Annotated in this window: 33 protein-coding genes; all 33 read right to left on the reverse strand. The window is 66.4% G+C overall.

Annotation, left to right across the window (positions count from 1 at the left end):
• Positions 1 to 38: 38 nt before the first annotated feature.
• The 33 genes from rpsM to ACZ7EG_RS08670 all read right to left on the reverse strand — a co-directional run bounded on the left by rpsM (position 39) and on the right by ACZ7EG_RS08670 (position 21,921).
• Positions 39 to 419, reverse strand: coding sequence for a 30S ribosomal protein S13 (gene rpsM, locus ACZ7EG_RS08510; protein ID WP_004984507.1), 381 nt, complete (start codon positions 417 to 419; stop codon positions 39 to 41).
• Between the two features lie 194 nt (positions 420 to 613).
• Positions 614 to 727 (reverse strand): 50S ribosomal protein L36, encoded by a 114-nt coding sequence (gene rpmJ, locus ACZ7EG_RS08515; protein ID WP_003974245.1) that lies wholly within the window; start codon positions 725 to 727, stop codon positions 614 to 616.
• Positions 728 to 791: 64 nt separating this feature from the next.
• Positions 792 to 1,013 carry a translation initiation factor IF-1 gene (gene infA, locus ACZ7EG_RS08520; RefSeq protein ID WP_003948620.1) on the reverse strand — a complete coding sequence of 74 codons (222 nt, stop codon included), beginning with the start codon at positions 1,011 to 1,013 and terminating at the stop codon, positions 792 to 794.
• A gap of 235 nt (positions 1,014 to 1,248) precedes the next feature.
• Positions 1,249 to 2,085, reverse strand: a complete 837-nt coding sequence (gene map, locus ACZ7EG_RS08525) for a type I methionyl aminopeptidase (RefSeq protein ID WP_352101247.1) — start codon at positions 2,083 to 2,085, stop codon at positions 1,249 to 1,251.
• A 132-nt stretch (positions 2,086 to 2,217) separates the two neighbouring features.
• Positions 2,218 to 2,880 carry an adenylate kinase gene (locus ACZ7EG_RS08530; RefSeq protein ID WP_471074158.1) on the reverse strand — a complete coding sequence of 221 codons (663 nt, stop codon included), beginning with the start codon at positions 2,878 to 2,880 and terminating at the stop codon, positions 2,218 to 2,220.
• On the reverse strand, positions 2,880 to 4,193 hold the full coding sequence (secY, locus tag ACZ7EG_RS08535) for a preprotein translocase subunit SecY (RefSeq protein WP_471074161.1): 1,314 nt from the start codon (positions 4,191 to 4,193) through the stop codon (positions 2,880 to 2,882). Before secY ends, ACZ7EG_RS08530 begins: the two co-directional genes overlap by 1 nt.
• A gap of 244 nt (positions 4,194 to 4,437) precedes the next feature.
• A complete protein-coding gene (gene rplO, locus ACZ7EG_RS08540; RefSeq protein WP_031141307.1) occupies positions 4,438 to 4,893 on the reverse strand; it encodes a 50S ribosomal protein L15 in 456 nt (151 codons plus the stop codon).
• 2 nt (positions 4,894 to 4,895) lie between these two features.
• Positions 4,896 to 5,078 carry a 50S ribosomal protein L30 gene (rpmD, locus tag ACZ7EG_RS08545; protein WP_003974250.1) on the reverse strand — a complete coding sequence of 61 codons (183 nt, stop codon included), beginning with the start codon at positions 5,076 to 5,078 and terminating at the stop codon, positions 4,896 to 4,898.
• Between the two features lie 2 nt (positions 5,079 to 5,080).
• Positions 5,081 to 5,686: a 30S ribosomal protein S5 gene (gene rpsE / locus ACZ7EG_RS08550; RefSeq protein WP_009190144.1), complete on the reverse strand. Its 606-nt coding sequence runs from the start codon at positions 5,684 to 5,686 to the stop codon at positions 5,081 to 5,083.
• A 41-nt stretch (positions 5,687 to 5,727) separates the two neighbouring features.
• On the reverse strand, positions 5,728 to 6,111 hold the full coding sequence (rplR, locus tag ACZ7EG_RS08555) for a 50S ribosomal protein L18 (RefSeq protein WP_007494754.1): 384 nt from the start codon (positions 6,109 to 6,111) through the stop codon (positions 5,728 to 5,730).
• A 3-nt stretch (positions 6,112 to 6,114) separates the two neighbouring features.
• Complete coding sequence (gene rplF / locus ACZ7EG_RS08560) at positions 6,115 to 6,654, reverse strand: 50S ribosomal protein L6 (RefSeq protein ID WP_053674524.1); 540 nt, start codon at positions 6,652 to 6,654, stop codon at positions 6,115 to 6,117.
• Between the two features lie 24 nt (positions 6,655 to 6,678).
• Positions 6,679 to 7,077: a 30S ribosomal protein S8 gene (gene rpsH / locus ACZ7EG_RS08565; protein WP_030839654.1), complete on the reverse strand. Its 399-nt coding sequence runs from the start codon at positions 7,075 to 7,077 to the stop codon at positions 6,679 to 6,681.
• Positions 7,078 to 7,318: 241 nt separating this feature from the next.
• Complete coding sequence (locus ACZ7EG_RS08570) at positions 7,319 to 7,504, reverse strand: type Z 30S ribosomal protein S14 (RefSeq protein ID WP_003948630.1); 186 nt, start codon at positions 7,502 to 7,504, stop codon at positions 7,319 to 7,321.
• 5 nt (positions 7,505 to 7,509) lie between these two features.
• Positions 7,510 to 8,067, reverse strand: coding sequence for a 50S ribosomal protein L5 (rplE, locus tag ACZ7EG_RS08575; protein ID WP_003992366.1), 558 nt, complete (start codon positions 8,065 to 8,067; stop codon positions 7,510 to 7,512).
• Positions 8,067 to 8,390, reverse strand: a complete 324-nt coding sequence (gene rplX / locus ACZ7EG_RS08580) for a 50S ribosomal protein L24 (protein WP_053674523.1) — start codon at positions 8,388 to 8,390, stop codon at positions 8,067 to 8,069. Before rplX ends, rplE begins: the two co-directional genes overlap by 1 nt.
• A 2-nt stretch (positions 8,391 to 8,392) precedes the next feature.
• Entirely contained in the window at positions 8,393 to 8,761 is a 369-nt protein-coding gene (gene rplN, locus ACZ7EG_RS08585) for a 50S ribosomal protein L14 (RefSeq protein WP_003998823.1), read from the reverse strand.
• A gap of 131 nt (positions 8,762 to 8,892) precedes the next feature.
• Positions 8,893 to 9,180 (reverse strand): 30S ribosomal protein S17, encoded by a 288-nt coding sequence (rpsQ, locus tag ACZ7EG_RS08590; RefSeq protein WP_030839660.1) that lies wholly within the window; start codon positions 9,178 to 9,180, stop codon positions 8,893 to 8,895.
• Positions 9,180 to 9,404, reverse strand: a complete 225-nt coding sequence (gene rpmC / locus ACZ7EG_RS08595; RefSeq protein ID WP_010036720.1) for a 50S ribosomal protein L29 — start codon at positions 9,402 to 9,404, stop codon at positions 9,180 to 9,182. Before rpmC ends, rpsQ begins: the two co-directional genes overlap by 1 nt.
• Positions 9,404 to 9,823, reverse strand: coding sequence for a 50S ribosomal protein L16 (rplP, locus tag ACZ7EG_RS08600; RefSeq protein ID WP_003992362.1), 420 nt, complete (start codon positions 9,821 to 9,823; stop codon positions 9,404 to 9,406). Before rplP ends, rpmC begins: the two co-directional genes overlap by 1 nt.
• A 5-nt stretch (positions 9,824 to 9,828) precedes the next feature.
• Positions 9,829 to 10,659: a 30S ribosomal protein S3 gene (gene rpsC, locus ACZ7EG_RS08605; RefSeq protein ID WP_059424834.1), complete on the reverse strand. Its 831-nt coding sequence runs from the start codon at positions 10,657 to 10,659 to the stop codon at positions 9,829 to 9,831.
• Positions 10,659 to 11,006 (reverse strand): 50S ribosomal protein L22, encoded by a 348-nt coding sequence (rplV, locus tag ACZ7EG_RS08610; protein WP_053674521.1) that lies wholly within the window; start codon positions 11,004 to 11,006, stop codon positions 10,659 to 10,661. The genes rpsC and rplV overlap by 1 nt, the downstream gene beginning before the upstream one ends.
• Before the next feature lie 42 nt (positions 11,007 to 11,048).
• Entirely contained in the window at positions 11,049 to 11,330 is a 282-nt protein-coding gene (gene rpsS, locus ACZ7EG_RS08615) for a 30S ribosomal protein S19 (RefSeq protein ID WP_003992359.1), read from the reverse strand.
• Positions 11,331 to 11,342: 12 nt separating this feature from the next.
• The gene (gene rplB, locus ACZ7EG_RS08620) at positions 11,343 to 12,179 is read right to left on the reverse strand and encodes a 50S ribosomal protein L2 (protein ID WP_031141294.1); all 837 of its coding nucleotides are present in this window, start codon (positions 12,177 to 12,179) and stop codon (positions 11,343 to 11,345) included.
• A gap of 40 nt (positions 12,180 to 12,219) precedes the next feature.
• Positions 12,220 to 12,639, reverse strand: coding sequence for a 50S ribosomal protein L23 (gene rplW / locus ACZ7EG_RS08625; protein WP_031105224.1), 420 nt, complete (start codon positions 12,637 to 12,639; stop codon positions 12,220 to 12,222).
• Positions 12,639 to 13,307 carry a 50S ribosomal protein L4 gene (gene rplD, locus ACZ7EG_RS08630; RefSeq protein WP_471074166.1) on the reverse strand — a complete coding sequence of 223 codons (669 nt, stop codon included), beginning with the start codon at positions 13,305 to 13,307 and terminating at the stop codon, positions 12,639 to 12,641. Before rplD ends, rplW begins: the two co-directional genes overlap by 1 nt.
• Before the next feature lie 4 nt (positions 13,308 to 13,311).
• Positions 13,312 to 13,956, reverse strand: a complete 645-nt coding sequence (rplC, locus tag ACZ7EG_RS08635) for a 50S ribosomal protein L3 (protein WP_030839681.1) — start codon at positions 13,954 to 13,956, stop codon at positions 13,312 to 13,314.
• A gap of 17 nt (positions 13,957 to 13,973) precedes the next feature.
• A complete protein-coding gene (rpsJ, locus tag ACZ7EG_RS08640) occupies positions 13,974 to 14,282 on the reverse strand; it encodes a 30S ribosomal protein S10 (protein WP_003948644.1) in 309 nt (102 codons plus the stop codon).
• A gap of 416 nt (positions 14,283 to 14,698) precedes the next feature.
• Positions 14,699 to 15,139 (reverse strand): hypothetical protein, encoded by a 441-nt coding sequence (locus tag ACZ7EG_RS08645; protein ID WP_471074169.1) that lies wholly within the window; start codon positions 15,137 to 15,139, stop codon positions 14,699 to 14,701.
• Positions 15,070 to 15,549, reverse strand: coding sequence for an SUKH-3 domain-containing protein (locus tag ACZ7EG_RS08650; protein WP_471074172.1), 480 nt, complete (start codon positions 15,547 to 15,549; stop codon positions 15,070 to 15,072). The genes ACZ7EG_RS08645 and ACZ7EG_RS08650 overlap by 70 nt, the downstream gene beginning before the upstream one ends.
• A 182-nt stretch (positions 15,550 to 15,731) precedes the next feature.
• On the reverse strand, positions 15,732 to 16,064 hold the full coding sequence (locus tag ACZ7EG_RS08655) for a hypothetical protein (protein ID WP_471074175.1): 333 nt from the start codon (positions 16,062 to 16,064) through the stop codon (positions 15,732 to 15,734).
• Positions 16,061 to 20,683 carry a DUF6531 domain-containing protein gene (locus ACZ7EG_RS08660; RefSeq protein ID WP_471074178.1) on the reverse strand — a complete coding sequence of 1,541 codons (4,623 nt, stop codon included), beginning with the start codon at positions 20,681 to 20,683 and terminating at the stop codon, positions 16,061 to 16,063. The genes ACZ7EG_RS08655 and ACZ7EG_RS08660 overlap by 4 nt, the downstream gene beginning before the upstream one ends.
• 117 nt (positions 20,684 to 20,800) lie before the next feature.
• On the reverse strand, positions 20,801 to 21,100 hold the full coding sequence (locus tag ACZ7EG_RS08665) for a hypothetical protein (RefSeq protein WP_471074181.1): 300 nt from the start codon (positions 21,098 to 21,100) through the stop codon (positions 20,801 to 20,803).
• Between the two features lie 173 nt (positions 21,101 to 21,273).
• On the reverse strand, positions 21,274 to 21,921 hold the full coding sequence (locus ACZ7EG_RS08670; protein WP_471074184.1) for a hypothetical protein: 648 nt from the start codon (positions 21,919 to 21,921) through the stop codon (positions 21,274 to 21,276).
• Positions 21,922 to 22,044 lie beyond the last annotated feature (123 nt).

Raw genomic sequence — 22,044 nt, forward strand, 5'->3', positions numbered from 1 at the left:
TCCTACAGCGAAGACCGTGGACAGGCGTCCGCTGTGGACTACTTCTTGCCCGGCTTCTTCTTGCCGGCGATGGCGCGACGCGGTCCCTTGCGGGTACGAGCGTTGGTGCTGGTGCGCTGACCGCGGACGGGCAGACCACGACGGTGACGCAGACCCTGGTAGGTACCGATCTCGACCTTGCGGCGGATGTCGGCCTGGATCTCGCGACGGAGGTCACCCTCGGTCTTGATGTTGTTGTCGACGTACTCGCGGATCGCGACCAGCTGCTCCTCGGAGAGGTCACGAACACGGGTGTTCGGGTCCACGCCGGTGGCGGCCAGCGTCTGCTGGGAGAGGGTCCGGCCGATGCCGAACACGTAGGTGAGGGCGATCTCCACGCGCTTTTCGCGCGGGATGTCAACACCGGAAACGCGTGCCATTCAATGGCTCCAGTTACTTGTCGGAGGTCTTCCGCAGAACCGACTCCCAGCCGCCGTACCAGGTACGAACTGGGTCCCCAGCCTCCGAACCGGGGGTGTCAGGCGAACGCTCGTTCCCCTGGGTCCTGCGTATGAACAAATTCAGCTTGCGTCGCGCGAAACCCTGCGATGAATGCAGAGGGATCGGTCGTGCGTCAGCCCTGGCGCTGCTTGTGGCGCGGGTTGTCGCAGATGACCATGACCCGGCCGTGACGGCGGATCACCCTGCACTTGTCGCAGATCTTCTTGACGCTCGGCTTGACCTTCATGTTGAGGTTCTCCGGGTCAGTGCCGGCAGTCCCACCGCACGCGGCGGCGGGACACAGGCAAGATCTACTTGTAGCGGTAGACGATCCGGCCACGCGTCAGGTCGTACGGAGACAGCTCCACCACGACCCGGTCGTCAGGGAGGATGCGGATGTAGTGCATGCGCATCTTGCCGCTGATGTGTGCCAGGACCTGGTGGCCGTTCTGGAGCTCGACCTTGAACATGGCGTTCGGAAGAGACTCGACGACAGTGCCCTCGATCTCGATGGCACCTTGCTTCTTGGCCACGCTTCGCCCTTCGAATCGACTACCTTGATCGACTCTGTGCGGGGCGCATGCAGGCATGCGGGTACACAAGAGCCGACGAGTCAGTCTACGACAGGGCCCTCAGAAACACGAATCGAGAGAGTCTGCCCCGGCGGGCAGCCCTTTAAGCGCCCCCGAAGGGGCGCGGGGAACTGCGCGAGAAGCCCCCACGCACCCGCAGCAGCCACCGGGCGGGACCACCCACCCGGCAAGGCGCTCAGCCCAGCGGATCAGGCGCGGCGACGATCCCCAGCTCGGCGAGCTTCGCCTTCCCCCCGTCGGGAGACGTGAGCACCAGCGGCCCCTCCTCCGTCAGAGCGACAGAGTGCTCCCAGTGCGAGGACCACGTACCGTCCGTCGTGATGACGGTCCAGTCGTCCTCGAGGACCTCCGTCTTCGGCGTCCCCAGGGACACCATCGGCTCGATCGCGAGGCAGAAGCCGGGCACCAGCTTCGGGCCCTTGCCGCGCCGCCGGTCGACGTAGTTCAGCAGGTGCGGGTCCATGTGCATCTCGGTGCCGATGCCGTGGCCGCCGTAGTCCTCGATGATCCCGTACTTGCCGCCGCCGGGCTTGGGCTGGCGGCGGATGTACGTCTCGATGGCCCGGGAGACGTCGACCAGGCGGTTGCCCTGCTTCATGGCGGCGATGCCGGCCCACATCGACTCCTCGGTCACCCGGGAGAGCTCCACGAGCTCCGGAGCGTGACCGGAGCCCACGAAGGCCGTGAAGGCCGCGTCGCCGTGCCAGCCGTCGATGATGGCGCCGCAGTCGATGGAGATGACGTCCCCGTCCTTGAGGACGACGTCGTCGGACGGGATGCCGTGGACGACGACCTCGTTCACGGACGTGCAGATCGTCGCCGGGAAGCCGCCGTAGCCGAGGAAGTTCGGCTTGGCGTTGTGCTCGGCGAGCACCTTGCGGGCGACCTGGTCCAGATCCTTCGTCGTGGCCCCGGGTACGGCGGCCTCACGGGTCGCCGCGTGAATGGCGGCGACGACCAGTCCCGCCTCACGCATCTTGGCGATCTGCTCGGGGCTCTTGATCTGCACCATGGGGGCTACGGCCTTTCTGGACCTTCGGCGACGACGAACGCCTTCAACGATACGGGGCCGGGCGACCGGCCCCACCCACACAGCAGCCGCGGCACCCCGAGGGGAACCGCGGCCGTAGCTGCGTACGGACGGCTACTTGCCGTCCTCGCCACGCTTCAGCGCCTCCATGGCGCGGGTCGTGACGTCCTCCACCTTGCCGAGCGCGGAGATCGTGACCACCAGGCCCTGGGCCTTGTAGTAGTCGATGATCGGCTCGGTCTGGGTGTGGTAGACCTCCAGCCGCGTGCGGACTGTCTCCTCGGAGTCGTCGTCCCGCTGGTACAGCTCGCCACCGCAGACGTCGCAGACGCCGTCCTTGGCCGGCTGCTTGTACGTCACGTGGAAGACGTGCGCGGAGTCGTTGCGGCAGATGCGCCGGCCGGCGATCCGCTTGACGACCTCGTCCTCGGGGACCTCCAGGTCCAGCACCGCGTCGAGCTGCATGGTCTCGGTCTCGAGGAGCTCGTCGAGCGCCTCGGCCTGGGAGACGTTGCGGGGGAAGCCGTCCAGCAGGAAACCGTTCTCGGCGTCCGGCTGCTCCATGCGGTCCTTCGCCATCGCGATGGTGACCTCGTCGGGCACGAGGTTGCCCGCGTCCATGTAGGACTTCGCCAGTTTGCCGAGTTCCGTCTGCCGGCTGATGTTGGCCCGGAACAGGTCGCCCGTGGAGATGTGCGGGATCGACAGGTTCTTGGCCAGGAACGCGGCCTGCGTTCCCTTACCGGCGCCCGGCGGCCCGACGAGGACGATACGCATCAGCGGAGGAACCCTTCGTAATTGCGCTGCTGGAGCTGGCTCTCGATCTGCTTCACGGTCTCGAGACCGACACCCACGATGATCAGGATGCTGGTCCCGCCGAACGGGAAGTTCTGGTTTGCCCCGAAACCTGCCAACGCCATCGTCGGCACGAGAGCGATCAGTCCCAAGTACAGCGAACCCGGCCAGGTGATCCGGTTGAGTACGTAGCTCAGGTACTCAGCGGTCGGTCGGCCAGCCCGGATGCCCGGGATGAAGCCACCATACTTCTTCATGTTGTCGGCGACTTCCTCGGGGTTGAAGGAGATCGCCACGTAGAAGAACGCGAAGAAAACGATCAGCAGGAAGTACGTAACGATGTAGTACGGGTGGTCGCCCTTCACGAAGTGTTGCTCGATCCAGGTCTTCCAGCCCGAAGTGCCTCCCGCGAACTGAGCGATCAGCGCCGGGATGTAGAGCAGCGACGAGGCGAAGATGACGGGGATCACACCCGCCTGGTTCACCTTGAGCGGGATGTAGGTGGACGTACCGCCGTAGGAACGACGGCCGATCATGCGCTTGGCGTACTGGACCGGGATGCGGCGCTGGGCCTGCTCGACGAAGACCACCAGGCCGACCATGGCGAAGCCGACCAGGATGACCGTGCCGAACTCGATCCAGCCGCCGGCCAGGGAGCCCTCCTGCTTGATGGCCCACAGGGCGGACGGGAAGGTGGCGGCGATCGAGATGAACATCAGGATCGACATGCCGTTGCCGATGCCGCGGTCGGTGATGAGCTCACCGAGCCACATGACGGCGGCCGTACCGGCGGTCATGGTGATGACCATGGTGATGGTGACGAAGATCGACTGGTCCGGGACGATCTGGCTCGCCACCGGGCAGCCACTGAAGAGAGCGCCGCTGCGGGCGGTGGCGACGAGGCCGGTGCCCTGGAGGATGGCGAGGGCGATCGTCAGGTAACGGGTGTACTGCGTGATCTTCGCCGTACCGGCCTGGCCCTCCTTCTTCAGGGCTTCCAGGCGCGGGATCACCACGGTCAGCAGCTGCAGAATGATGCTCGCCGTGATGTACGGCATGATGCCCAGCGCGAAGATCGTGATCTGCAGCAGCGCGCCACCGCTGAACATGTTGACCAGGCCGAAGATCCCCTGGTTGGCCTGGGCGTTGTCGATACAGGTCTGGACGTTCCGGTAGTCGACGCCGGGGATCGGGACGTGCGTACCGACCCGGTAGACCACGATGATGCCGAGCGTGAAGAGCAGCTTCTTGCGCAGGTCGGGCGTCTTGAACGCCCGGGCGAACGCGGTGAGCACGGTGCCTCCTGCGACCCCCGCGCAACTGCGTCAAGGGTGACGTCTTGAGAGTCCAATAGAACAACGACATGGATAACGGTCAACTGCCGCTCAGAGTGCCCGAAGTGAAGCACCCTGTGAAAAGTGGGCAGTGCAGGCCACCTTACCGGCGAGACTGCCGCCCTAGGAACGACCGACCGGGGATACCCCATATGTGGGGTATCCCCGGTCGGGATCGCTCAGGTCATCGAGACGCCTGTGGTGTTCAGACGAGCTCGGTGACAGAACCGCCGGCGGCGGTGATCTTCTCCTTGGCGGAGCCGGAGACGGCGTCGACCGTCACCTGCAGCGCCACGGAGATCTCGCCCTGGCCGAGGACCTTGACGAGGCTGTTCTTGCGAACGGCACCCTTGGCCACCAGACCCTCGACGGTGACCTCGCCACCCTCGGGGTAGAGCGCGGCCAGCTTGTCGAGGTTCACGACCTGGAACTCGGTCTTGAACGGGTTCTTGAAGCCCTTCAGCTTCGGGAGACGCATGTGGAGGGGCATCTGGCCACCCTCGAAGCGCTCCGGAACCTGGTAACGGGCCTTCGTGCCCTTGGTACCACGACCGGCCGTCTTACCCTTCGACGCCTCACCACGACCCACACGGGTCTTGGCGGTCTTGGCGCCCGGGGCGGGACGGAGGTTGTGGATCTTGAGCGGGTTGTTCTCCGCCATGATCAGTCGACCTCCTCGACCGTCACGAGGTGGCGGACGGTGTGCACCATGCCGCGGAACTCGGGGCGGTCCTCCTTGACGACCTGCGTGTTGATGCCCTTGAGACCAAGGGAACGCAGGGTGTCACGGTGGTTCTGCTTGCTGCCGATGTAGGACTTGACCTGCGTAATCTTGAGCTGCGCCATGATTACGCACCCGCCCCGGCACGCGCACGGAGAAGAGCCGCGGGGGCGACGTCCTCGAGGGGCAGACCACGGCGGGCCGCGATCTCCTCGGGACGCTGCAGACCCTTCAGGGCCTCCACGGTCGCGTGCACGATGTTGATCGCGTTGTCGGAGCCGAGCGACTTCGACAGCACGTCGTGGATACCGGCGCACTCGAGCACGGCACGCACCGGACCACCGGCGATAACACCGGTACCGGGCGACGCGGGCTTCAGGAGCACGACGCCGGCAGCCTTCTCACCCTGGATGGGGTGCGGGATGGTGCCCTGGATGCGGGGGACCTTGAAGAAGTGCTTCTTGGCCTCCTCAACGCCCTTGGCGATGGCGGCCGGCACCTCCTTGGCCTTGCCGTATCCGACACCCACGGTGCCGTCACCGTCGCCCACCACGACCAGCGCGGTGAAGCTGAAGCGACGACCACCCTTCACAACCTTGGCGACGCGGTTGATCGCGACGACGCGCTCAACGTACGCGGTCTTCTCGGCGGCAGCAGCGCCGCCGTCACGGCCCTTCCGGTCCCGCCGCTCGCCGCCACCGGCACCGCCACCGCGGCGCTGGGGTCCAGCCATTGGAATTACCTCTCTCTGTTTCCGCTAGCTACGGAACCGACTCAGAACTTGAGTCCGGCCTCGCGGGCGGCGTCCGCCAGGGCGGCGATGCGCCCCGCGTACTGGTTACCACCACGGTCGAACACGACGGCCTCGACACCGGCGGCCTTGGCGCGCTCGGCGACCAGGGCGCCGACCTGCTTGGCCTGCGCGGACTTGTCGCCCTCGCCACCGCGGATCGAGGTGTCCAGGGTGGACGCCGACGCAAGGGTGTGACCCTTGATGTCGTCGATCACCTGGGCCACGATGTGGCGGTTCGAGCGGGTAACGACCAGACGCGGACGCTCCGCCGTACCGTTGATGTGCTTACGGATACGAATGTGGCGGCGCTTGATCGCGGCGCGCTTGTAGGCGTCGCCCTTAAGGATCTTCTGCCCGTATGCCATGGCTTACTTACCCGCCTTTCCGACCTTGCGGCGGATGACTTCGCCCTCGTACTTGACGCCCTTGGCCTTGTACGGGTCGGGCTTGCGCAGCTTGCGGATGTTGGCCGCAACCTCGCCGACCTTCTGCTTGTCGATGCCCTCGACCGAGAAACGGGTCGGGGACTCCACCTTGAAGGTGATGCCCTCGGGGGCCTCGACCAGGATCGGGTGGCTGTAGCCCAGGGAGAACTCCAGGTTGGAGCCCTTGGCCAGGACACGGTAGCCGACACCGCTGATTTCGAGCTTCTTGACGTATCCCGTGGTCACACCGGTGATCATGTTCGCCACCAGCGTGCGGGACAGGCCGTGCAGGGCCTTGCTCTGCCGCTCGTCGTTCGGCCGCAGCACCTGAAGGGTGCCGTCCTCGGCCTTCGCGATGTCGATCGGCGCGATGACGGTGTGGGTCAGTTCGCCCTTGGGGCCCTTGACCGAGACCGTACGGCCGTCGATGGTGACGTCCACGCCGGCGGGAACCGGGATGGGGAGCTTGCCGATACGCGACATTGCTGTCTCTCCTCCGTTCCCGAATTACCAGACGTAGGCGAGGACTTCCCCACCCACGCCCTTCTTCTGCGCCTGCTTGTCGGTCAGGAGACCGTGGGACGTGGAGATGATGGCCACGCCCAGGCCGCCCAGAACCTTCGGCAGGTTGGTGGACTTCGCGTACACCCGGAGACCGGGCTTGGAGATCCGCTTGATGCCCGCGATGGAGCGCTCACGGTTGGGGCCGAACTTCAGCTCCAGGACGAGGTTCTTGCCGACCTCGGCGTCCTCGACCTTCCAGCCCGTGATGAAGCCCTCCTGCTGGAGGATCTCCGCGATGTGCGACTTGATCTTGGACGCCGGCATCGTCACGGAGTCGTGGTATGCCGAGTTCGCGTTCCGCAGACGCGTCAGCATGTCTGCGATCGGATCAGTCATGGTCATGAATTGGCCTTCGGCCTCTCTCGCCGGGGTTTCCTGGTGCGCCATCCCTCTCCCCGATCCGAGACGGGACGGGTGCGGCGCGGTGGACCTACGGCGTAGTAAGCATTCAATGAGCGGACAGGTGTCCGCGGCATAAGGGCGGCGGCAGACGCCCAACCCCACAAGCCTAAGCCATGCGGGCCGGGCGTCCTGCCACCCCTACGTGCTTACCGAGAGCCCTGCGAATCCCTTATTAGGGGGATTACCAGGAGCTCTTGGTCACGCCCGGCAGCTCGCCACGGTGAGCCATCTCACGAAGGCACACGCGGCAGAGGCCGAACTTGCGGTACACGGAGTGCGGGCGGCCGCAGCGCTGGCAACGGGTGTAGCCACGCACACCGAACTTGGGCTTGCGAGCAGCCTTAGCGATCAGAGCCTTCTTCGCCATCTCGCTCACGCCTCCTTGAAGGGGAAGCCGAGGTGACGAAGGAGCGCGCGGCCCTCAGCGTCGTTGGTCGCCGTGGTCACCACGGTGATGTCCATACCCCGGGTGCGGTCGATCTTGTCCTGGTCGATCTCGTGGAACATGACCTGCTCCGTGAGACCGAAGGTGTAGTTGCCACGGCCGTCGAACTGCTTGGGGGACAGGCCGCGGAAGTCGCGGATGCGCGGCAGCGCGAGCGACAGGGTGCGGTCCAGGAACTCCCACATGCGGTCGCCACGAAGCGTGACGTGGGCACCGATCGGCTGGCCCTCACGCAGCTTGAACTGCGCGATGGACTTGCGGGCCTTGGTGACGGCCGGCTTCTGACCGGTGATCGTGGTGAGGTCCTTGATGGCACCCTCGATCAGCTTGGAGTCGCGGGCGGCGTCGCCCACACCCATGTTGACCACGATCTTGACGAGACCGGGGATCTGCATGACGTTCTCGTACTTGAACTCGTCACGCAGCTTGCCCGTGATCTCCTCACGGTACTTCTGCTTCAGACGCGGGCTGGTGGTGGTCGTCATCAGATGTCCTCACCCGTCCGCTTGGCAACGCGGATCTTGTTGCCTTCGTCGTCGAAGCGGTAACCGACGCGGGTCACGACCTTGTTGCCGTCCTTCTCCACGACCAGCTGGACGTTGGAGACGTGGATCGGCGCCTCGGTGGTGACGATGCCGCCGGCCTGCGAACCGCGAGCCGTCGGACCGGCCTTGGTGTGCTTCTTGACCCGGTTGACACCCTCGACCAGGACGCGCTCGTCGCGCGGGTAAGCGGCAATGACCTTGCCCTGCTTGCCCTTGTCCTTACCGGTGATGACCTGGACCAGGTCGCCCTTCTTGATCTTCATGCTTACAGCACCTCCGGCGCGAGCGAGATGATCTTCATGAACTTCTTCTCGCGCAGCTCACGGCCGACCGGGCCGAAGATACGGGTGCCGCGAGGGTCGCCGTCGTTCTTGAGAATGACAGCGGCGTTCTCGTCGAAGCGGATGTACGAGCCGTCCGGACGGCGGCGCTCCTTGACGGTGCGAACGATGACCGCCTTGACGACGTCACCCTTCTTCACGTTGCCACCGGGGATCGCGTCCTTGACGGTGGCGACGATGACGTCACCGATACCCGCGTAGCGGCGACCGGAGCCACCGAGCACACGGATGCAAAGGATTTCCTTCGCACCAGTGTTGTCGGCGACACGCAGCCGCGACTCCTGCTGGATCACGTCTATCTCCTGATTGTCTGCCGGTTCCCGGGGCGGAGTGCGTGGCGCACCCCGCCCCGAGCCTGGCGGAACGATTCCTAGGGAGTCCCCCTAGGAGGGATGTGCTTGCCTTCGGAATTCCCTCGCGGGAATTACTTGGCCTTCTCGAGGATCTCGACGACGCGCCAGCGCTTCGTCGCGGACAGCGGCCGGGTCTCCATGAGGAGGACGCGGTCGCCGACGCCCGCGGCGTTCTGCTCGTCGTGGGCCTTGAGCTTGCTCGTACGGCGGATGACCTTGCCGTACAGCGCGTGCTTGACGCGGTCCTCGACGGCGACGACGACGGTCTTGTCCATCTTGTCGCTGACGACCAGACCCTCACGGGTCTTGCGGAAACCGCGGTCCGTCTTGGTCTCTTCAGTCACGTTGCTCTCGCTCATCAGGCGCTCTCCACCGTCTCGATGCCCAGCTCGCGCTCACGCATCAGGGTGTAGATCCGCGCGATGTCCTTACGGACGGCCTTGAGCCGGCCGTGGTTCTCGAGCTGGCCCGTCGCCGCCTGGAAGCGGAGGTTGAACAGCTCTTCCTTGGCCTCGCGGAGCTTGTTGAGGAGCTCCTCGTTGCCCAGCTCGCGCAGCTCGGACGCCTTGGTACCGGCCGACATCACGCTTCACCTGCCTCGCGCTTGACGATCTTGCACTTCATCGGCAGCTTGTGAGCCGCACGGGTCAGGGCCTCGCGCGCGATCTTCTCGTTGGGGTACGACAGCTCGAACATCACGCGTCCGGGCTTGACGTTGGCGATCCACCACTCAGGAGAACCCTTACCGGAACCCATGCGGGTCTCGGCGGGCTTCTTGGTGAGGGGGCGGTCCGGGTAGATGTTGATCCAGACCTTGCCGCCACGCTTGATGTGGCGGGTCATGGCGATACGAGCGGCCTCGATCTGGCGGTTCGTCACGTACGCCGGGGTCAGCGCCTGGATGCCGTACTCGCCGAACGCGACCTGCGTGCCACCCTTGGACATGCCGTTGCGCTTGGGGTGGTGCTGCTTGCGGTGCTTGACCCTACGGGGGATCAGCATGACGGTCAGGCCTCCGTTCCGGTGCTCTCAGCCGGAGCGGCGGACGCGGGAGCCTCGGCCTTGGGGGCCTCGGCGCCGGCAGCCTGCTGCGGCTTGCGACCGCGCCCGCCACGCTCGCCACCGCGGCCACCACGGGCCGGGCGGTCGGCGCCGCCGCGGGCCGGGCGGTTACCCGCACGGGCAGCGGCGTTCTCGGCGCGGACCTCGGCGATGTTCTTGACGTCGCCCTTGTAGATCCAGACCTTCACGCCGATGCGGCCGAAGGTCGTCTTGGCCTCGAAGAAGCCGTAGTCCACGTTCGCGCGGAGCGTGTGCAGGGGCACGCGGCCCTCGCGGTAGAACTCCGAGCGGGACATCTCGGCGCCACCGAGGCGGCCACCGCACTGGATCTTGATGCCCTTGGCGCCGGCCTTCATCGCCGACTGCATGCTCTTACGCATGGCGCGGCGGAAGGAGACGCGGGAGGAGAGCTGCTCGGCGACGGCCTGGGCAACCAGCTGAGCGTCGGTCTCGGGGTTCTTGACCTCGAGGATGTTCAGCTGGACCTGCTTGCCCGTGAGCTTCTCGAGGTCACCGCGGATGCGGTCGGCCTCGGCGCCACGGCGGCCGATGACGATGCCCGGACGAGCGGTGTGGATGTCCACACGCACGCGGTCACGGGTGCGCTCGATCTCGACCTTGGAGATGCCGGCGCGCTCCATGCCGGACGTCATCATCCGACGGATGGCGACGTCTTCCTTGACGTAGTCCTTGTACAGCTTGTCGGCGTACCAACGCGACTTGAAGTCGGTCGTGACACCGAGCCGGAACCCGTGCGGGTTTACCTTCTGGCCCATTACCGGGTTCCTTCCTTGCTGCTGACGACCACGGTGATGTGGCTGGTCCGCTTGCGGATCCGGTAGGCGCGGCCCTGGGCACGCGGACGGAACCGCTTCAGGGTCGGGCCCTCGTCGACGTAGGCCTCGGAGACGAAGAGGCTGTCGACATCGGTGTGGTCGTAGTTGTGCGCGGCGTTGGCGATGGCGCTGTCAAGCACCTTGCCGACCGGCTGGCTCGCGGCCTGCGGGGCGAAACGCAGGACCGCCTGAGCCTCCGTGGCGTCGAGGCCACGGATGAGGTCCACCACGCGGCGGGCCTTCATGGGCGTGACGCGGATGTACCGCGCCTGGGCCCTGGCTTCCATGGTTGTCCTTCCAGTGTCTGTCATGGTCATTCCACCCCGCGCTTAGCGGCGCTTCGACTTCCGGTCGTCCTTGACGTGACCCCGGAAGGTGCGCGTCGGCGAGAACTCGCCGAGCTTGTGGCCGACCATCGACTCGGTGACGAACACCGGAATGTGGGTCTTGCCGTTGTGCACCGCGAGCGTGTGGCCGAGCATGGCCGGCACGATCATGGAGCGACGGGACCAGGTCTTGATGACGTTCTTGGTGCCGGCTTCGTTCTGTGCGTCCACCTTCTTGATCAGGTGGTCGTCGACGAAGGGCCCCTTCTTCAAGCTACGAGGCATCTCAACCCGTCCTTAGCGCTTCTTGTTCGTCTTGCGGCGGCGGACGATGTACTTGTTCGACGCCTTCTTGGGCGAACGAGTACGGCCTTCCTTCTTGCCCCAGGGGGACACCGGGTGGCGACCACCCGAGGTACGGCCTTCGCCACCACCGTGCGGGTGGTCCACCGGGTTCATGACCACACCACGCACGGTCGGGCGAACGCCCAGCCAGCGCTTACGGCCCGCCTTACCCCAGTTGATGTTGCTCTGCTCGGCGTTGCCCACCTCGCCGACCGTGGCGCGGCAGCGCTGGTCGACCAGGCGGATCTCACCGGACGGCATGCGGAGGTGGGCCATCGAGCCCTCCTTCGCGAGCAGCTGCACCGAGGCGCCGGCGGAGCGGGCGAACTTCGCGCCGCCGCCCGGACGCAGCTCGATGGCGTGCAGCGTGGTACCGACCGGGATGTTGCGCAGGGCAAGGTTGTTGCCCGGCTTGATGTCGGCCCCGGGACCGTTCTCGACGCGGTCGCCCTGGCTCAGGCCACGCGGCGCGAGGATGTAGCGCTTCTCGCCGTCCGCGTAGTGCAGGAGCGCGATGCGCGCGGTGCGGTTGGGGTCGTACTCGATGTGCGCGACCTTCGCCGGCACGCCGTCCTTGTCGTGACGACGGAAGTCGATCACGCGGTAGGCGCGCTTGTGGCCACCGCCCTGGTGGCGGACGGTCACACGACCGGAGTTGTTACGGCCACCCTTGCTGTGCAGGGGGCGGACCAACGACTTCTCCGGCGTGGACCGCGTGACCTCGACGAAGTCGGCGACGCTGGAGCCACGACGGCCCGGCGTAGTCGGCTTGTACTTGCGGATTCCCATTTCTCAGTCCTCGTCCGATATCGGACGATCCGGACCGCCCTTAGGCGGTCGGACCGCCGAAGATGTCGATACGGTCGCCCTCAGCGAGGGTCACGATCGCGCGCTTGGTGGACGCGCGCTGGCCGAAGCCGGTGCGGGTCCGCTTGCGCTTGCCCTGGCGGTTGATCGTGTTGACCCCGGTGACCTTGACCGAGAAGACCGCCTGGACGGCCTGCTTGATCTGGGTCTTGTTGGCGCTCGGGTCCACGACGAACGTGTACTTGCCCTCGTCGAGGAGCGCGTAGCTCTTCTCGGAGACGACCGGCTTGAGCAGCACGTCACGGGGGTCCGTGAAGGACTTGCTCAGCGGGGTCTCGACGGTGTTCTTGCCCTCGGCGGCGTGGCGGCGCGCCTTGGCGACGCGCGCGGCCTTGGCCTTCTTCGCCGCCTTGGAGGCGATAGCGGGGTGACGGATGGCCATCAGACCTCGCTCCCTTCGGTGTCATTGATCCGCTCGGCACTAGGCGTGCCGGACACGAAGGACTCGAAGGCGGCCTGGGTGAAGACCACGTCGTCCGAGACGAGAACGTCGTACGTGTTCAGCTGGCCCGGCTCCAGGATGTGGATCTGGGGCAGGTTGCGTGCGGACAGCCACGCGGCCTCGTCGGCGCGGTCGACGACCAGGAGCAGGTTCTTGCGCTCCGAGATCTTGCCGAACAGCGTCTTGGCGGCCTTCGTCGACGGGTTGTCACCCTCGACGACGCCGGAGACGACGTGGATGCGGTTGTGGCGGGCCCGGTCGGTGAGGGCGTGGCGCAGAGCCGCGGCCTTCATCTTCTTCGGGGTCCGCTGCGAGTAGTCACGCGGCACGGGACCGTGCACGACGCCACCACCGGCGAACTGCGGCGCGCGGGTCGAACCCTGACGGGCGCGACCGGTGCCCTTCTGGCGGTACGGCTTCTTGCCACCGCCGCGGACCTCGCCACGGGTCTTGGTCTTGTGCGTGCCCTGACGGGCAGCGGCCAGCTGCGCGACGACGACCTGGTGGATCAGCGGGATGCTGACCTTCTCGACGTCGAAGATCTCCGCGGGGAGTTCGACGGAACCGGCCTTGTCGCCCGCCGGCGAAAGGATGTCAACAGTGCTCATTACCTCAGGCCCCCTTGGCCGCGGTGCGGACCAGGACGAGGCCGCCGTTCGGACCAGGAACCGCGCCCTTGATGAGCAGCAGACCCTTCTCCGCGTCAACGGCGTGGACGGTCAGGTTCTGGGTGGTGACCCGCTCGTTGCCCATACGACCCGCCATGCGGAGGCCCTTGAACACACGGCCCGGGGTGGCGCAGCCACCGATGGAACCGGGGGAGCGGTGCTTGCGCTGGGTGCCGTGTCCGGCGCCGAGGCCCTTGAAGTTGTGACGCTTCATGACACCGGCGAAGCCCTTGCCCTTGCTCTTGCCGGTCACGTCGACCTTGAGGCCGGCCTCGAACACCTCAGCGGTGATCTCCTGGCCGAGGGTGTACTCGCTGGCGTCAGCGGTACGGATCTCGACGAGGTGGCGGCGGGGAGTGACGTCGGCCTTGGCGAAGTGGCCCTTGAGGGGCTTGTTCACCTTGCGCGGGTCGATCTCGCCGAACGCGATCTGGACGGACTCGTAGCCGTCGACGTCGTTCGTGCGGACCTGGGTGACGACGTTGGGGCCGGCCTTGACGACGGTGACCGGAACAACACGGTTGTTCGCGTCCCACACCTGCGTCATGCCGAGCTTCTCGCCCAGGATGCCCTTGATCTGCTTAGCCATTCTCAGATCACCAGCCCTCAGAGCTTGATCTCGATGTCGACACCGGCCGGGAGGTCGAGTCGCATCAGAGAGTCAACGGTCTTGGGGGTCGGGTCGAGGATGTCGATCAGGCGCTTGTGCGTGCGCATCTCGAAGTGCTCGCGCGAGTCCTTGTACTTGTGCGGCGACTTGATGACGCAGTACACGTTCTTCTCAGTGGGCAGCGGCACCGGGCCTGCGACCGACGCACCAGTGCGCGTCACCGTCTCGACGATCTTCTTCGCCGAAGAGTCGATGACCTCGTGGTCGTAGGCCTTGAGCCGGATGCGGATCTTCTGTCCCGCCATGGCTACTCAGTAGTCCTGTCTCTCTAACGCTCTGGAACCCGGTGGATTCCTTCTGCTGCCTTCGTTCCTCCGACCCACGCGGTCGGGCGTGTCGCACTTCCGCTGACACAGATGTCCCTTGGTTCGAACATCCCTGCCGGGAATGCACACGGCCCTTCCGGAACCGCGGGCCGGGGGCGAAGGCCCACCGGGTGCCTGGCCGGTGCCGCACTGACACTTCCCGAAAGATTCCCGTACGTCCGCCCCAGCGCTGCCGTGGTGGCAGTTAGGGCGACGAGTACTGTGGGACTCGCTTCCGGTCCTCCCGGCGGGAGGCGCGCAGCATCAACACTCGACCGAGCAACTCGGACAGTCTGCCATATGGGGCAGGGCCGACGCCAATCGAGCCGAGGAGAATACCCCGGGCGTGACGTAGGTCAAACACAAGGCCGGACGGGCCCGGGCCCCTGCCCCTCCAGGAGCCGCTCCAGCTCTGCGTCGTAGGCCCGGTAGCCGGCCTTCCCCCAGTCGGGTGCGTCGGACGCCGGGCGGAGGATGGCGGGGACGTGGGCGACGCGCCACATGCGGTGGACGTCGGAGGGCGTGATCCCGGCACGGCCCGGATCGGCGGAGGTGACCCCGGCACGGCCCGGTTCGGCCAGGCCGCATGCGACACGGAGGATCTCCGCGATCCCGACGGCTCCCTCCCCCGGCTCGGTGCCGGCGGCGAGGGCGGCGGTGACGAGGGCCTGAAGCAGCCGGGTCAGCTGGAGATCGGCGCCGATACGGGGTTGTTCACCACTGCCGCTCAGGCCTCTCTCCGCATCCGGCCGGTGAGCCTCTGCAATGCCTCGTCGCCGCTGGGGGCCAGCAGCCAAACGCTGTCCATGCCTGCGTACACCGAGCCGTCCGCCGCCATGGCCAGGTGCTGGTTCCCGCAATCGCGCATGCCGATCGGGTACAGGTTGCTCGGGGCAAGCCGTTCCACACGATCCCTCATGAGGTGGAGAGCTCCGTCCTCGGCGAGCCCCCGGAAACTGGCACCTTCGTCCGCGGTGCCCACGGGGTAGAGGAGGGCCCCGGCTTCTCGGCTCGCCTTCGCGAACCGCTCGTGCTGCCACTGCGCGCGATGGGGATCGAACCGGATAGCAGACGAAGTGGTGATCGAATCAGCAGGCCAGCCGTAGGTCACCAGCCCGCCGAACTCGGAGAGGAACCGGCGTGCTGCCTCGTGGGCCACGAAGGAGCCGCGTTCGCCAAGGATCGCCTCCCAGGTGTCGGTCGGCACCGAACGACCGGGCCGCCAGCCTGCGCGCCGCAGCACTTCCTTGGTCTGCCGGGACCAGTCACATGTCCGACCGGCCCCTGGCCGTGTTCCGCATCCATCCCCGCCTGAGCGACTGGGAGCTCTCTGCACCCCCGACTGGTTCGGTCCGCGGCAATTCAGGGTGCGGAAGCCTGGGCCGCATCTCAGTCCTTGATCGTCCAGGCGGGCGAGCCCGGTTCGGGAGCGGGGCGTACCTTCAGGGCAGAGAAGTCGATGGACTCATCGTCGTCCTCGTCGCCGGTCGGCAGTCGGCCCGAGTCATCCGGGTGGTAGTACAGGCCATAAGCCCAGTACTCCGGAAACTCATGGCACATGAGATCCGGATACGAAGAAATTTCGGAGTCTTGGTACCGCTCGTTGATCCTTGCCACGGCCTCGGCTCGGGAGATGCCGAACCTCGACACCATTTCGTCCGCCATGTCTCGGAAATACTCGAGCATGCCCTCGTCGAGGCGCATAAGGAATTCTGCGGTCATGATGTAGGCGGCCCTACTCGTCGATGAATGGAATTGGAGAACAGCTCGGCGGCCCGGTCACCGAAGATGGCGATCTGGTGCCCCTCGAGGACGGGCGGCTTACCGCCACGCAGGAACCCCTTGAGGTTGAGGAGCATCGGCCCCTCCACCAGCTCATGGTTGTGCATGGCACCGCCATTGCGGTGATGGCGGATGAAGTCCGCCACATCGTCACCCGGCCCATTGAATATCTTGCTGCTCAGACTGTCCAACTCGGCCTTCGGAACCTTGAAATGGATGACGGCAGGTACACCGCCGTTCCGCTCCGCCAGCTTCTTGGCCCAGTCCAGTGCCTGCTTCGGATCGTTGGTGACGTAGAAGCCACCACGCCCGAAGTCCATCTTGCGGGTCGACGCGTGAATGTCGATACCATTCGCCAAGATATTGTCTGCGTGATTCCCGAGCGTGCCGTGGTAGAGGTCCACCATGCACGGAGCCTTCAGCCCCAGCGGATCCTTCCACTGCAGCGGGTTCTTCACATAGGCATGGTGGTTCGGTGCCGGAGTCCGTCCCAGCGGATCCGGACTGATGTAACGCGCCGTGCCGGGCTCGTAATAGCGGTGATGGTTGTAATGCAGCCCGGTTTCCGCGTCGAAGTACTGCCCGGGGAATCGGAGCGGGCAGTCGACCCGTCCCTCGCCGGGCAGGTCGACGGGGACACCCCAAAGTGTTGATGTCTGGGTCCAGACGACGTTCCCGTCGGCGTCGATGAGTTCCGTCGGTGTGCCCAGCAGGTCGGTGACAATGGCATAGAAACGCTCGTCGATCTCGTCCTGCGGCGTGTCCGGTTCGACGGGGCCGGTCGCGCGTACCCGCTGGCTGATCGGAGACGACCCGTCGAGCCAGTCCCACGACGTGCTGACCGTGCCGTCCGTCTGTTCCGCAAGGTCGTCGCCGTCCCAGAAGAACGACACCTGCTCGAGCACCGTTGTCTCGTCGTCCGCCAGCAACTGCTTTCCGACTCGCCGACCGACCGGGTCATAGACGTAGCGCCAGTGACGGCCGTCCGGAGTCAGGACGTCCGTGAGCTGGTCCTCGGCGTTCCAGTGGTAGCGCCACTCCCGTCTGCCGCCGCTCAGCAGGCGGGTGATACGCCGTACCACCCGTCCCTGCCCGTCGTGACGGTAGGACGTGCGGCCCGCTCGCTCGATGAGGGTGCCGGAGTAGGTGCGGTTTCCGGAATCGGTCTCCTCATCCCGCACCGGTCCCGTGGTGCGGGATGAGGTCAGGTTGCCCAGTACGTCGTACTCGTACGCCTCGTCCCACTCGGCCCCGCCCCGTGCGGCGGTCACTCGTCCAGCACGGTCGAGAATGAAGGCGCGCTCGCCGCGGCGGGAGTCCGTCACCGCCGTCAGCGCGCCATCGGGCCGGTGCTGGAATACGCGCTGCCGAGCCTCCCCACCAGCCGTGACGACGCTCTGCTTCGTGCGCAGCCGCTCCGCGTCCCACTCATGGGTCAGCCTCGCGGCGTCGCCCAGCACTCGTGCGATCTCGCGGCCTGCGACGTCGTACTGGAAGTCGATGTCATGGCTGCCGACCTGCTGCACCAACGCGCGGCGCTCCGGCTCGTACGTCCACCTGGTGAGCGCGCCGCTCGGTGTCCTGCGTGCGGTGCGACGCCCGGTGAGGTCGTATTCGGACCGTACTTCCCGACCGTTCCACGACTCGGCGAGCAGCCGGCCGGCCCCGTCGTGTTCCCGGCTGAGATCGATGTCCGCGTTACGGGCCCGGACCAGCCTGCCGAGCAGGTCGTACTCATACGTCGTGGTACTGCCGCCCGTCTCCATGCTGACGACGTTGCCGAGCAGGTCGTGGCTGAACCGGGTGGTCTCGCCCGCGCCGTTGGTCCGTTCCACCAACTGACCCGCCGCGTCGTAGCGGTAGGTCAGAGTGCGGCCGTTGACATCGGTCTCGGAGACGAGCCGGCCGACACCGTCGTACGCGTAGACCCAGGTCTGGCCTGCCGCATTGGTGACGCTGCGCAGTCTCAGTTCCGTGTCGTACTCAAAGCGTTCCGAACTCCCGTCCCCGTGCTCCCGCAAGGTGCACAGGTCGAAGTGGGTGTTCTCGTACGTGGTGCGGCGGCCGTTCGAGGACCGGTACTCCAGTGGGTTGCCTTCAGCGTCGTACGACCAGCGCTCCGTGGTCCCGTTGGGGAGATGCCGCCATGAGATCTGGCCCTCGATGGTCCAGCCGACGCGCGTGGTCTGCCCGAAAGTGTCGGTGAGTTCGGTGATGCGTCCGAAGGCGTCGCGCGTGAAGGTACTGCTCGCGCCCAGCGCGTCCGTAGTGCCGACAAGGAGGCCGGCTTCGTCGTTGACCATGGTCTGCTGACGGCAGCCCAGGGCGTCTGTGATGCCGGTGAGTCCCCCGCATTCGTCGAAGGTGAAGGACGTGGTCGCACCCAGTGGGTCGATCACGGCGACCCGGTTGCCCTTCGCGTCGTAGGCCGCTTCCCATGCGCTGCCGTCGGGCTGGGTCACCTTCGTGACGTAGCCGTGCTCGTCGTACTCCTTACGGACCACCCCGCCGTCCGGGCGAACGATCTCCGTGACGTCGCCCTCGGGGCCGTAGTGGAAGTTCGTGGTGCGGCCAAGCTGATCGGTGAGCTTCACGAGACGCCCGTGATCGTCCCAACTCCGGGTGACCGTATGCCCCAGCGGATCGGTCTCTCGGACGGGCCGGAGGTCTTCGGTGAACGTGTACGTGACGGAGTGACCGAGAGAGTCCGTCGCCACAGTGGTGCGCGTGTCGTCGTCATACGCGTATGAGTAGGCGAGGACCCCGGTGTCACCGCCGGTGCGGACACAGCGGCCGATGTCGTCGTAGGCGTAGCGGTACCAGTGACCGTCCCTGCTCTGCCAGCCGGTGACTCGCTGCTCGTCGTCGTAGCTGTAGCGCTGGGGAACCGAGGAGGAGTCGACCACGCCGGCGAGGCGGCCGAGCTCGTCGTATTCGTAAGAAAGGAGCCTGGGCTCGGCAGGGTCGCTGAGGAGGTCGAGCGCGGTCACACGGCCCGATGCGGTGGTGATGCCGATGCGGTATCCGCCGTGGTGGACAAGCTCGCGCGGAGTCCCGTCCGCGTCGTAGTGGACGGCGATGGCGTTGCCGTTGCGGTCCACTATGCCGACCAACGGGAGTACTGAGTCAGCTCCGCCTTGCACACGACTGAAGTTGAGTGTCGTTCCGGTCTCGGGCTGTCTCACGGTGATGTGGGCGTCGGGCGCACCGTCCCAGCTGAGCGGCCAGTGGGGGCCGATCAACGGCCTCATCGACTCACCCGGCTCGGGGACCGTGTAGTAGAGCACCGTCCCGTCTGCTCCGACGAACCGGATGCCGCCCTCTTCGAGCAGCAGTCTCTGGTCCAGGGTGGAGGTCCAACTGGTCCCGAACCAGCCACCCGCTCTCACCCCGGTGCGGTGACTGCGCTCGAGCACCAGGGGCAGGACGCCGGGCAGGTGTACGTCGGTGATCGACATGACCATCTGACCAGTGGCCATGTCAATGGGATCACCGCAGGTGAAGAGGTTCTTCATCTGTCGGCCGAGGCCTTTCAGGCGTGGCCCCATGCCCTTGAGGCCCATGGCCATTCCCTTGAGACCCGTCTTGCCCAGAGCCTTGAGGCCTTTGGCGAGTCCGCCGAGCGTGGTCAGCCCCTTCATACCCGGGATGCAGTCCAGCGCGGCGAACCCCACGTCCCATAGGGATGCTTGGCCCTTGGAGTATTTATAGAGCGTGTCGGCGAGCACGACCGCGGCGGCGATCAGCACGATCGCGCCCAGGATCGGACCACCGATGATCATCGCGACGATACCGACCACCGTCACAACGACCTTGCAGACCGCGACGATGGTGTCCCAGTTGTCTACGAACCAGTCGCCGACCTCCTCCCACCACGACCGGTTCTGGATGCCGGCGTCCGAGGCCTCGTCGATCTTCGACTTCGCCTCGCGGGCGGCCTCCTCGCGCATCTTGCGCGCGTCCTCGGCCATCTTCTTCGCCGCGGCAAGGGCGTCCTGCGCGTCGGAGACGTCCGACTGGGCCTTGGTCTGGGCGGACTTGGCGTGCTGGACGTCCCGGGTCGCCGCCCGCACTTTCGCCTCGTCCGGCTTGTCCGCGTCCGACTTGCTGCCCGTCGGGTCGTCTTTGTACTTGTCCGCCTCCTTGCCCGCCCTCGTCACCCACGAGTCGGCCGAGGTGAGGCGGGACTGGGCCGAGGAGAGGCTGTCCCGCGCCTCGCGGCCCTTGCGCAGGGCCTTGTCCGCCAGCGACTGCGCGCGCTCCAGCTTCGGCCAGAAGTCCGCCAGCGCGTCGCCGCACATCTCATAGGACTTCTTCAGCTTCTTGAGGTTCTTCGGGACATCCGCGAAGTCCTCCTTGAAGACGTCGGCCGACTTGCCCGCCCACTCCAGGAGCGTGCCCTCGCCCGCCATCCCCTTGACCAAGCGCAGCGCGTCGGAGACGTCGTCGGCGAAGTCGTGCAGGTGCTTCGCGAGTGTGCGTACCCGTTGGGGGTCGCCAGGGGTCGGATCCTTGTCCAGATCCAGGACATGCCAGTCCGAAGGCCTGTGCCCTGCCATACCGCAACCCCCGTCACGCGCGCATCCACGTCAACAACCGTATGCACACGTGAACTTACAAGGCACAGCCGTTCGACGAAAAGGCAGGGCCCGGATCGTGAGCCGTGCAGGGCGGCATCAGGCACCACGGCCGCGCACGGCCCGCCAAGCATCCCCGACGGCGTACACACACCCCAGCCACCACGCTTCCAGCCTGTCCCGCACCGCCACGTACACCCACCGCCGCTTGAACCACGGCGGCAGCTTCCGGAAGGGTACGAAGGTCAAGGTGTCCCTGATGGGGTGCTCGGCAACTCCGCCGGGCCCCTCCGCGCGCAGGGCCGCGTAGAGCTCCGGGGTCAACTCCCGGTTCAGCCGGGCCGCGTGACCCGCCGCCGTGAAGGCGTACCCCCGCTGACCGGTGTCCGGCGGTCGCATCGCCCGGGCGATCCGCGGAGACACCTCCGCCGGCGAGCAGTGGAACGCCAAGCCGATCACCGCCCCGAGACGCTCTTCACCACGCTCGAAGGCCGCGTCCCACTCCCCCCGGGTCGTCCAGCCTCAGCAGGCTCTCACCGCTCTCCCAGTCCCACCCACGAGACACCGCCACATCAGCCCGTGAACCGGAACGTAGACGTGATCGCGTCGAAGATGTCGAAGAAGGAGTCCGCGAGGTCGAGGACCTGGCTGCTGCCGGCGACCAGGGCCACCTTGCCCTCCTGCCCCGGCACGGGGATGTACGTCTGCATCAGCACGGCCCGGATCGTGCGGTTGAGCGCGTCACCCGGTACGGCGATGTCCTCGATGCCCTGCGTGCGTGCGGCCGGACCGACACCGGGGATGTCGACCGTCGTGACCTTCCGCCAGGAGTCGCCCTCCCGCTTGGCCTCCTTGACCGCGAGCTGGCCCGCGATGACGGCAGGGTCGTTCGACAGCGGTTCGCCCCGCTCGTTGCGGCCGCCCACCAGCGACACGGTCACCGAACCCGTGATCGGCGTGTCCCCGCCGAAGTTCTCCGCCATGCAGCCGCAGTACATCGCGCCCGACTTCCAGGCGTCCGCGGCGGCCTTCTGGAGGAAGTCGATGTAGGTGCCGCGGTGCTGCTCCAACTCCGGGCGCTGCCGCACCCGTTCGCTCACCATCCGGCGGATCGAGTCGTCCCGCGAGTCCGGCCGCACGTCGAACTCCCACCAGGACTCCGGCACCTTGATCCGGAAACCGCCGCGCTCGACGGTCAGTGTCTCCATGTAGCGGGCCATGACGCCGGCCTCCCGTTCACTCGATCACAAGTCCGGCCATCGTCCCATCGTGCGAGGGCCGGGTGCGACCACGGCCAACGGCGTGAGACGGACGGACGAGACAGGCGACAGCCATGGGCGAGG

This window comes from Streptomyces sp. NPDC037100 (assembly GCF_055606225.1).

Excerpts from the sequence above, each read along its gene's own strand:
- rpsM (WP_004984507.1), bottom strand. The coding sequence starts at position 419 with ATGGCACGCGTTTCCGGTGTTGACATCCCGCGCGAAAAGCGCGTGGAG.
- rpmJ (WP_003974245.1), bottom strand. The coding sequence starts at position 727 with ATGAAGGTCAAGCCGAGCGTCAAGAAGATCTGCGACAAGTGCAGGGTG.
- map (WP_352101247.1), bottom strand. The coding sequence starts at position 2,085 with ATGGTGCAGATCAAGAGCCCCGAGCAGATCGCCAAGATGCGTGAGGCG.
- ACZ7EG_RS08530 (WP_471074158.1), bottom strand. The coding sequence starts at position 2,880 with ATGCGTATCGTCCTCGTCGGGCCGCCGGGCGCCGGTAAGGGAACGCAG.
- rplO (WP_031141307.1), bottom strand. The coding sequence starts at position 4,893 with ATGGCGGAGAACAACCCGCTCAAGATCCACAACCTCCGTCCCGCCCCG.
- rpmD (WP_003974250.1), bottom strand. The coding sequence starts at position 5,078 with ATGGCGCAGCTCAAGATTACGCAGGTCAAGTCCTACATCGGCAGCAAG.
- rpsE (WP_009190144.1), bottom strand. The coding sequence starts at position 5,686 with ATGGCTGGACCCCAGCGCCGCGGTGGCGGTGCCGGTGGCGGCGAGCGG.
- rplR (WP_007494754.1), bottom strand. The coding sequence starts at position 6,111 with ATGGCATACGGGCAGAAGATCCTTAAGGGCGACGCCTACAAGCGCGCC.
- rplF (WP_053674524.1), bottom strand. The coding sequence starts at position 6,654 with ATGTCGCGTATCGGCAAGCTCCCCATCCCGGTTCCCGCCGGCGTGGAC.
- rpsH (WP_030839654.1), bottom strand. The coding sequence starts at position 7,077 with ATGACCATGACTGATCCGATCGCAGACATGCTGACGCGTCTGCGGAAC.
- ACZ7EG_RS08570 (WP_003948630.1), bottom strand. The coding sequence starts at position 7,504 with ATGGCGAAGAAGGCTCTGATCGCTAAGGCTGCTCGCAAGCCCAAGTTC.
- rplE (WP_003992366.1), bottom strand. The coding sequence starts at position 8,067 with ATGACGACCACCACCAGCCCGCGTCTGAAGCAGAAGTACCGTGAGGAG.
- rplX (WP_053674523.1), bottom strand. The coding sequence starts at position 8,390 with ATGAAGATCAAGAAGGGCGACCTGGTCCAGGTCATCACCGGTAAGGAC.
- rpsQ (WP_030839660.1), bottom strand. The coding sequence starts at position 9,180 with ATGAGCGAGAGCAACGTGACTGAAGAGACCAAGACGGACCGCGGTTTC.
- rpmC (WP_010036720.1), bottom strand. The coding sequence starts at position 9,404 with ATGTCGGCCGGTACCAAGGCGTCCGAGCTGCGCGAGCTGGGCAACGAG.
- rplP (WP_003992362.1), bottom strand. The coding sequence starts at position 9,823 with ATGCTGATCCCCCGTAGGGTCAAGCACCGCAAGCAGCACCACCCCAAG.
- rpsC (WP_059424834.1), bottom strand. The coding sequence starts at position 10,659 with ATGGGCCAGAAGGTAAACCCGCACGGGTTCCGGCTCGGTGTCACGACC.
- rplV (WP_053674521.1), bottom strand. The coding sequence starts at position 11,006 with ATGGAAGCCAGGGCCCAGGCGCGGTACATCCGCGTCACGCCCATGAAG.
- rpsS (WP_003992359.1), bottom strand. The coding sequence starts at position 11,330 with ATGCCTCGTAGCTTGAAGAAGGGGCCCTTCGTCGACGACCACCTGATC.
- rplB (WP_031141294.1), bottom strand. The coding sequence starts at position 12,179 with ATGGGAATCCGCAAGTACAAGCCGACTACGCCGGGCCGTCGTGGCTCC.
- rplW (WP_031105224.1), bottom strand. The coding sequence starts at position 12,639 with ATGGCCATCCGTCACCCCGCTATCGCCTCCAAGGCGGCGAAGAAGGCC.
- rplD (WP_471074166.1), bottom strand. The coding sequence starts at position 13,307 with ATGAGCACTGTTGACATCCTTTCGCCGGCGGGCGACAAGGCCGGTTCC.
- rplC (WP_030839681.1), bottom strand. The coding sequence starts at position 13,956 with ATGGCTAAGCAGATCAAGGGCATCCTGGGCGAGAAGCTCGGCATGACG.
- rpsJ (WP_003948644.1), bottom strand. The coding sequence starts at position 14,282 with ATGGCGGGACAGAAGATCCGCATCCGGCTCAAGGCCTACGACCACGAG.
- ACZ7EG_RS08655 (WP_471074175.1), bottom strand. The coding sequence starts at position 16,064 with ATGACCGCAGAATTCCTTATGCGCCTCGACGAGGGCATGCTCGAGTAT.
- ACZ7EG_RS08660 (WP_471074178.1), bottom strand. The coding sequence starts at position 20,683 with ATGGCAGGGCACAGGCCTTCGGACTGGCATGTCCTGGATCTGGACAAG.
- ACZ7EG_RS08665 (WP_471074181.1), bottom strand. The coding sequence starts at position 21,100 with ATGCGACCGCCGGACACCGGTCAGCGGGGGTACGCCTTCACGGCGGCG.
- ACZ7EG_RS08670 (WP_471074184.1), bottom strand. The coding sequence starts at position 21,921 with ATGGCCCGCTACATGGAGACACTGACCGTCGAGCGCGGCGGTTTCCGG.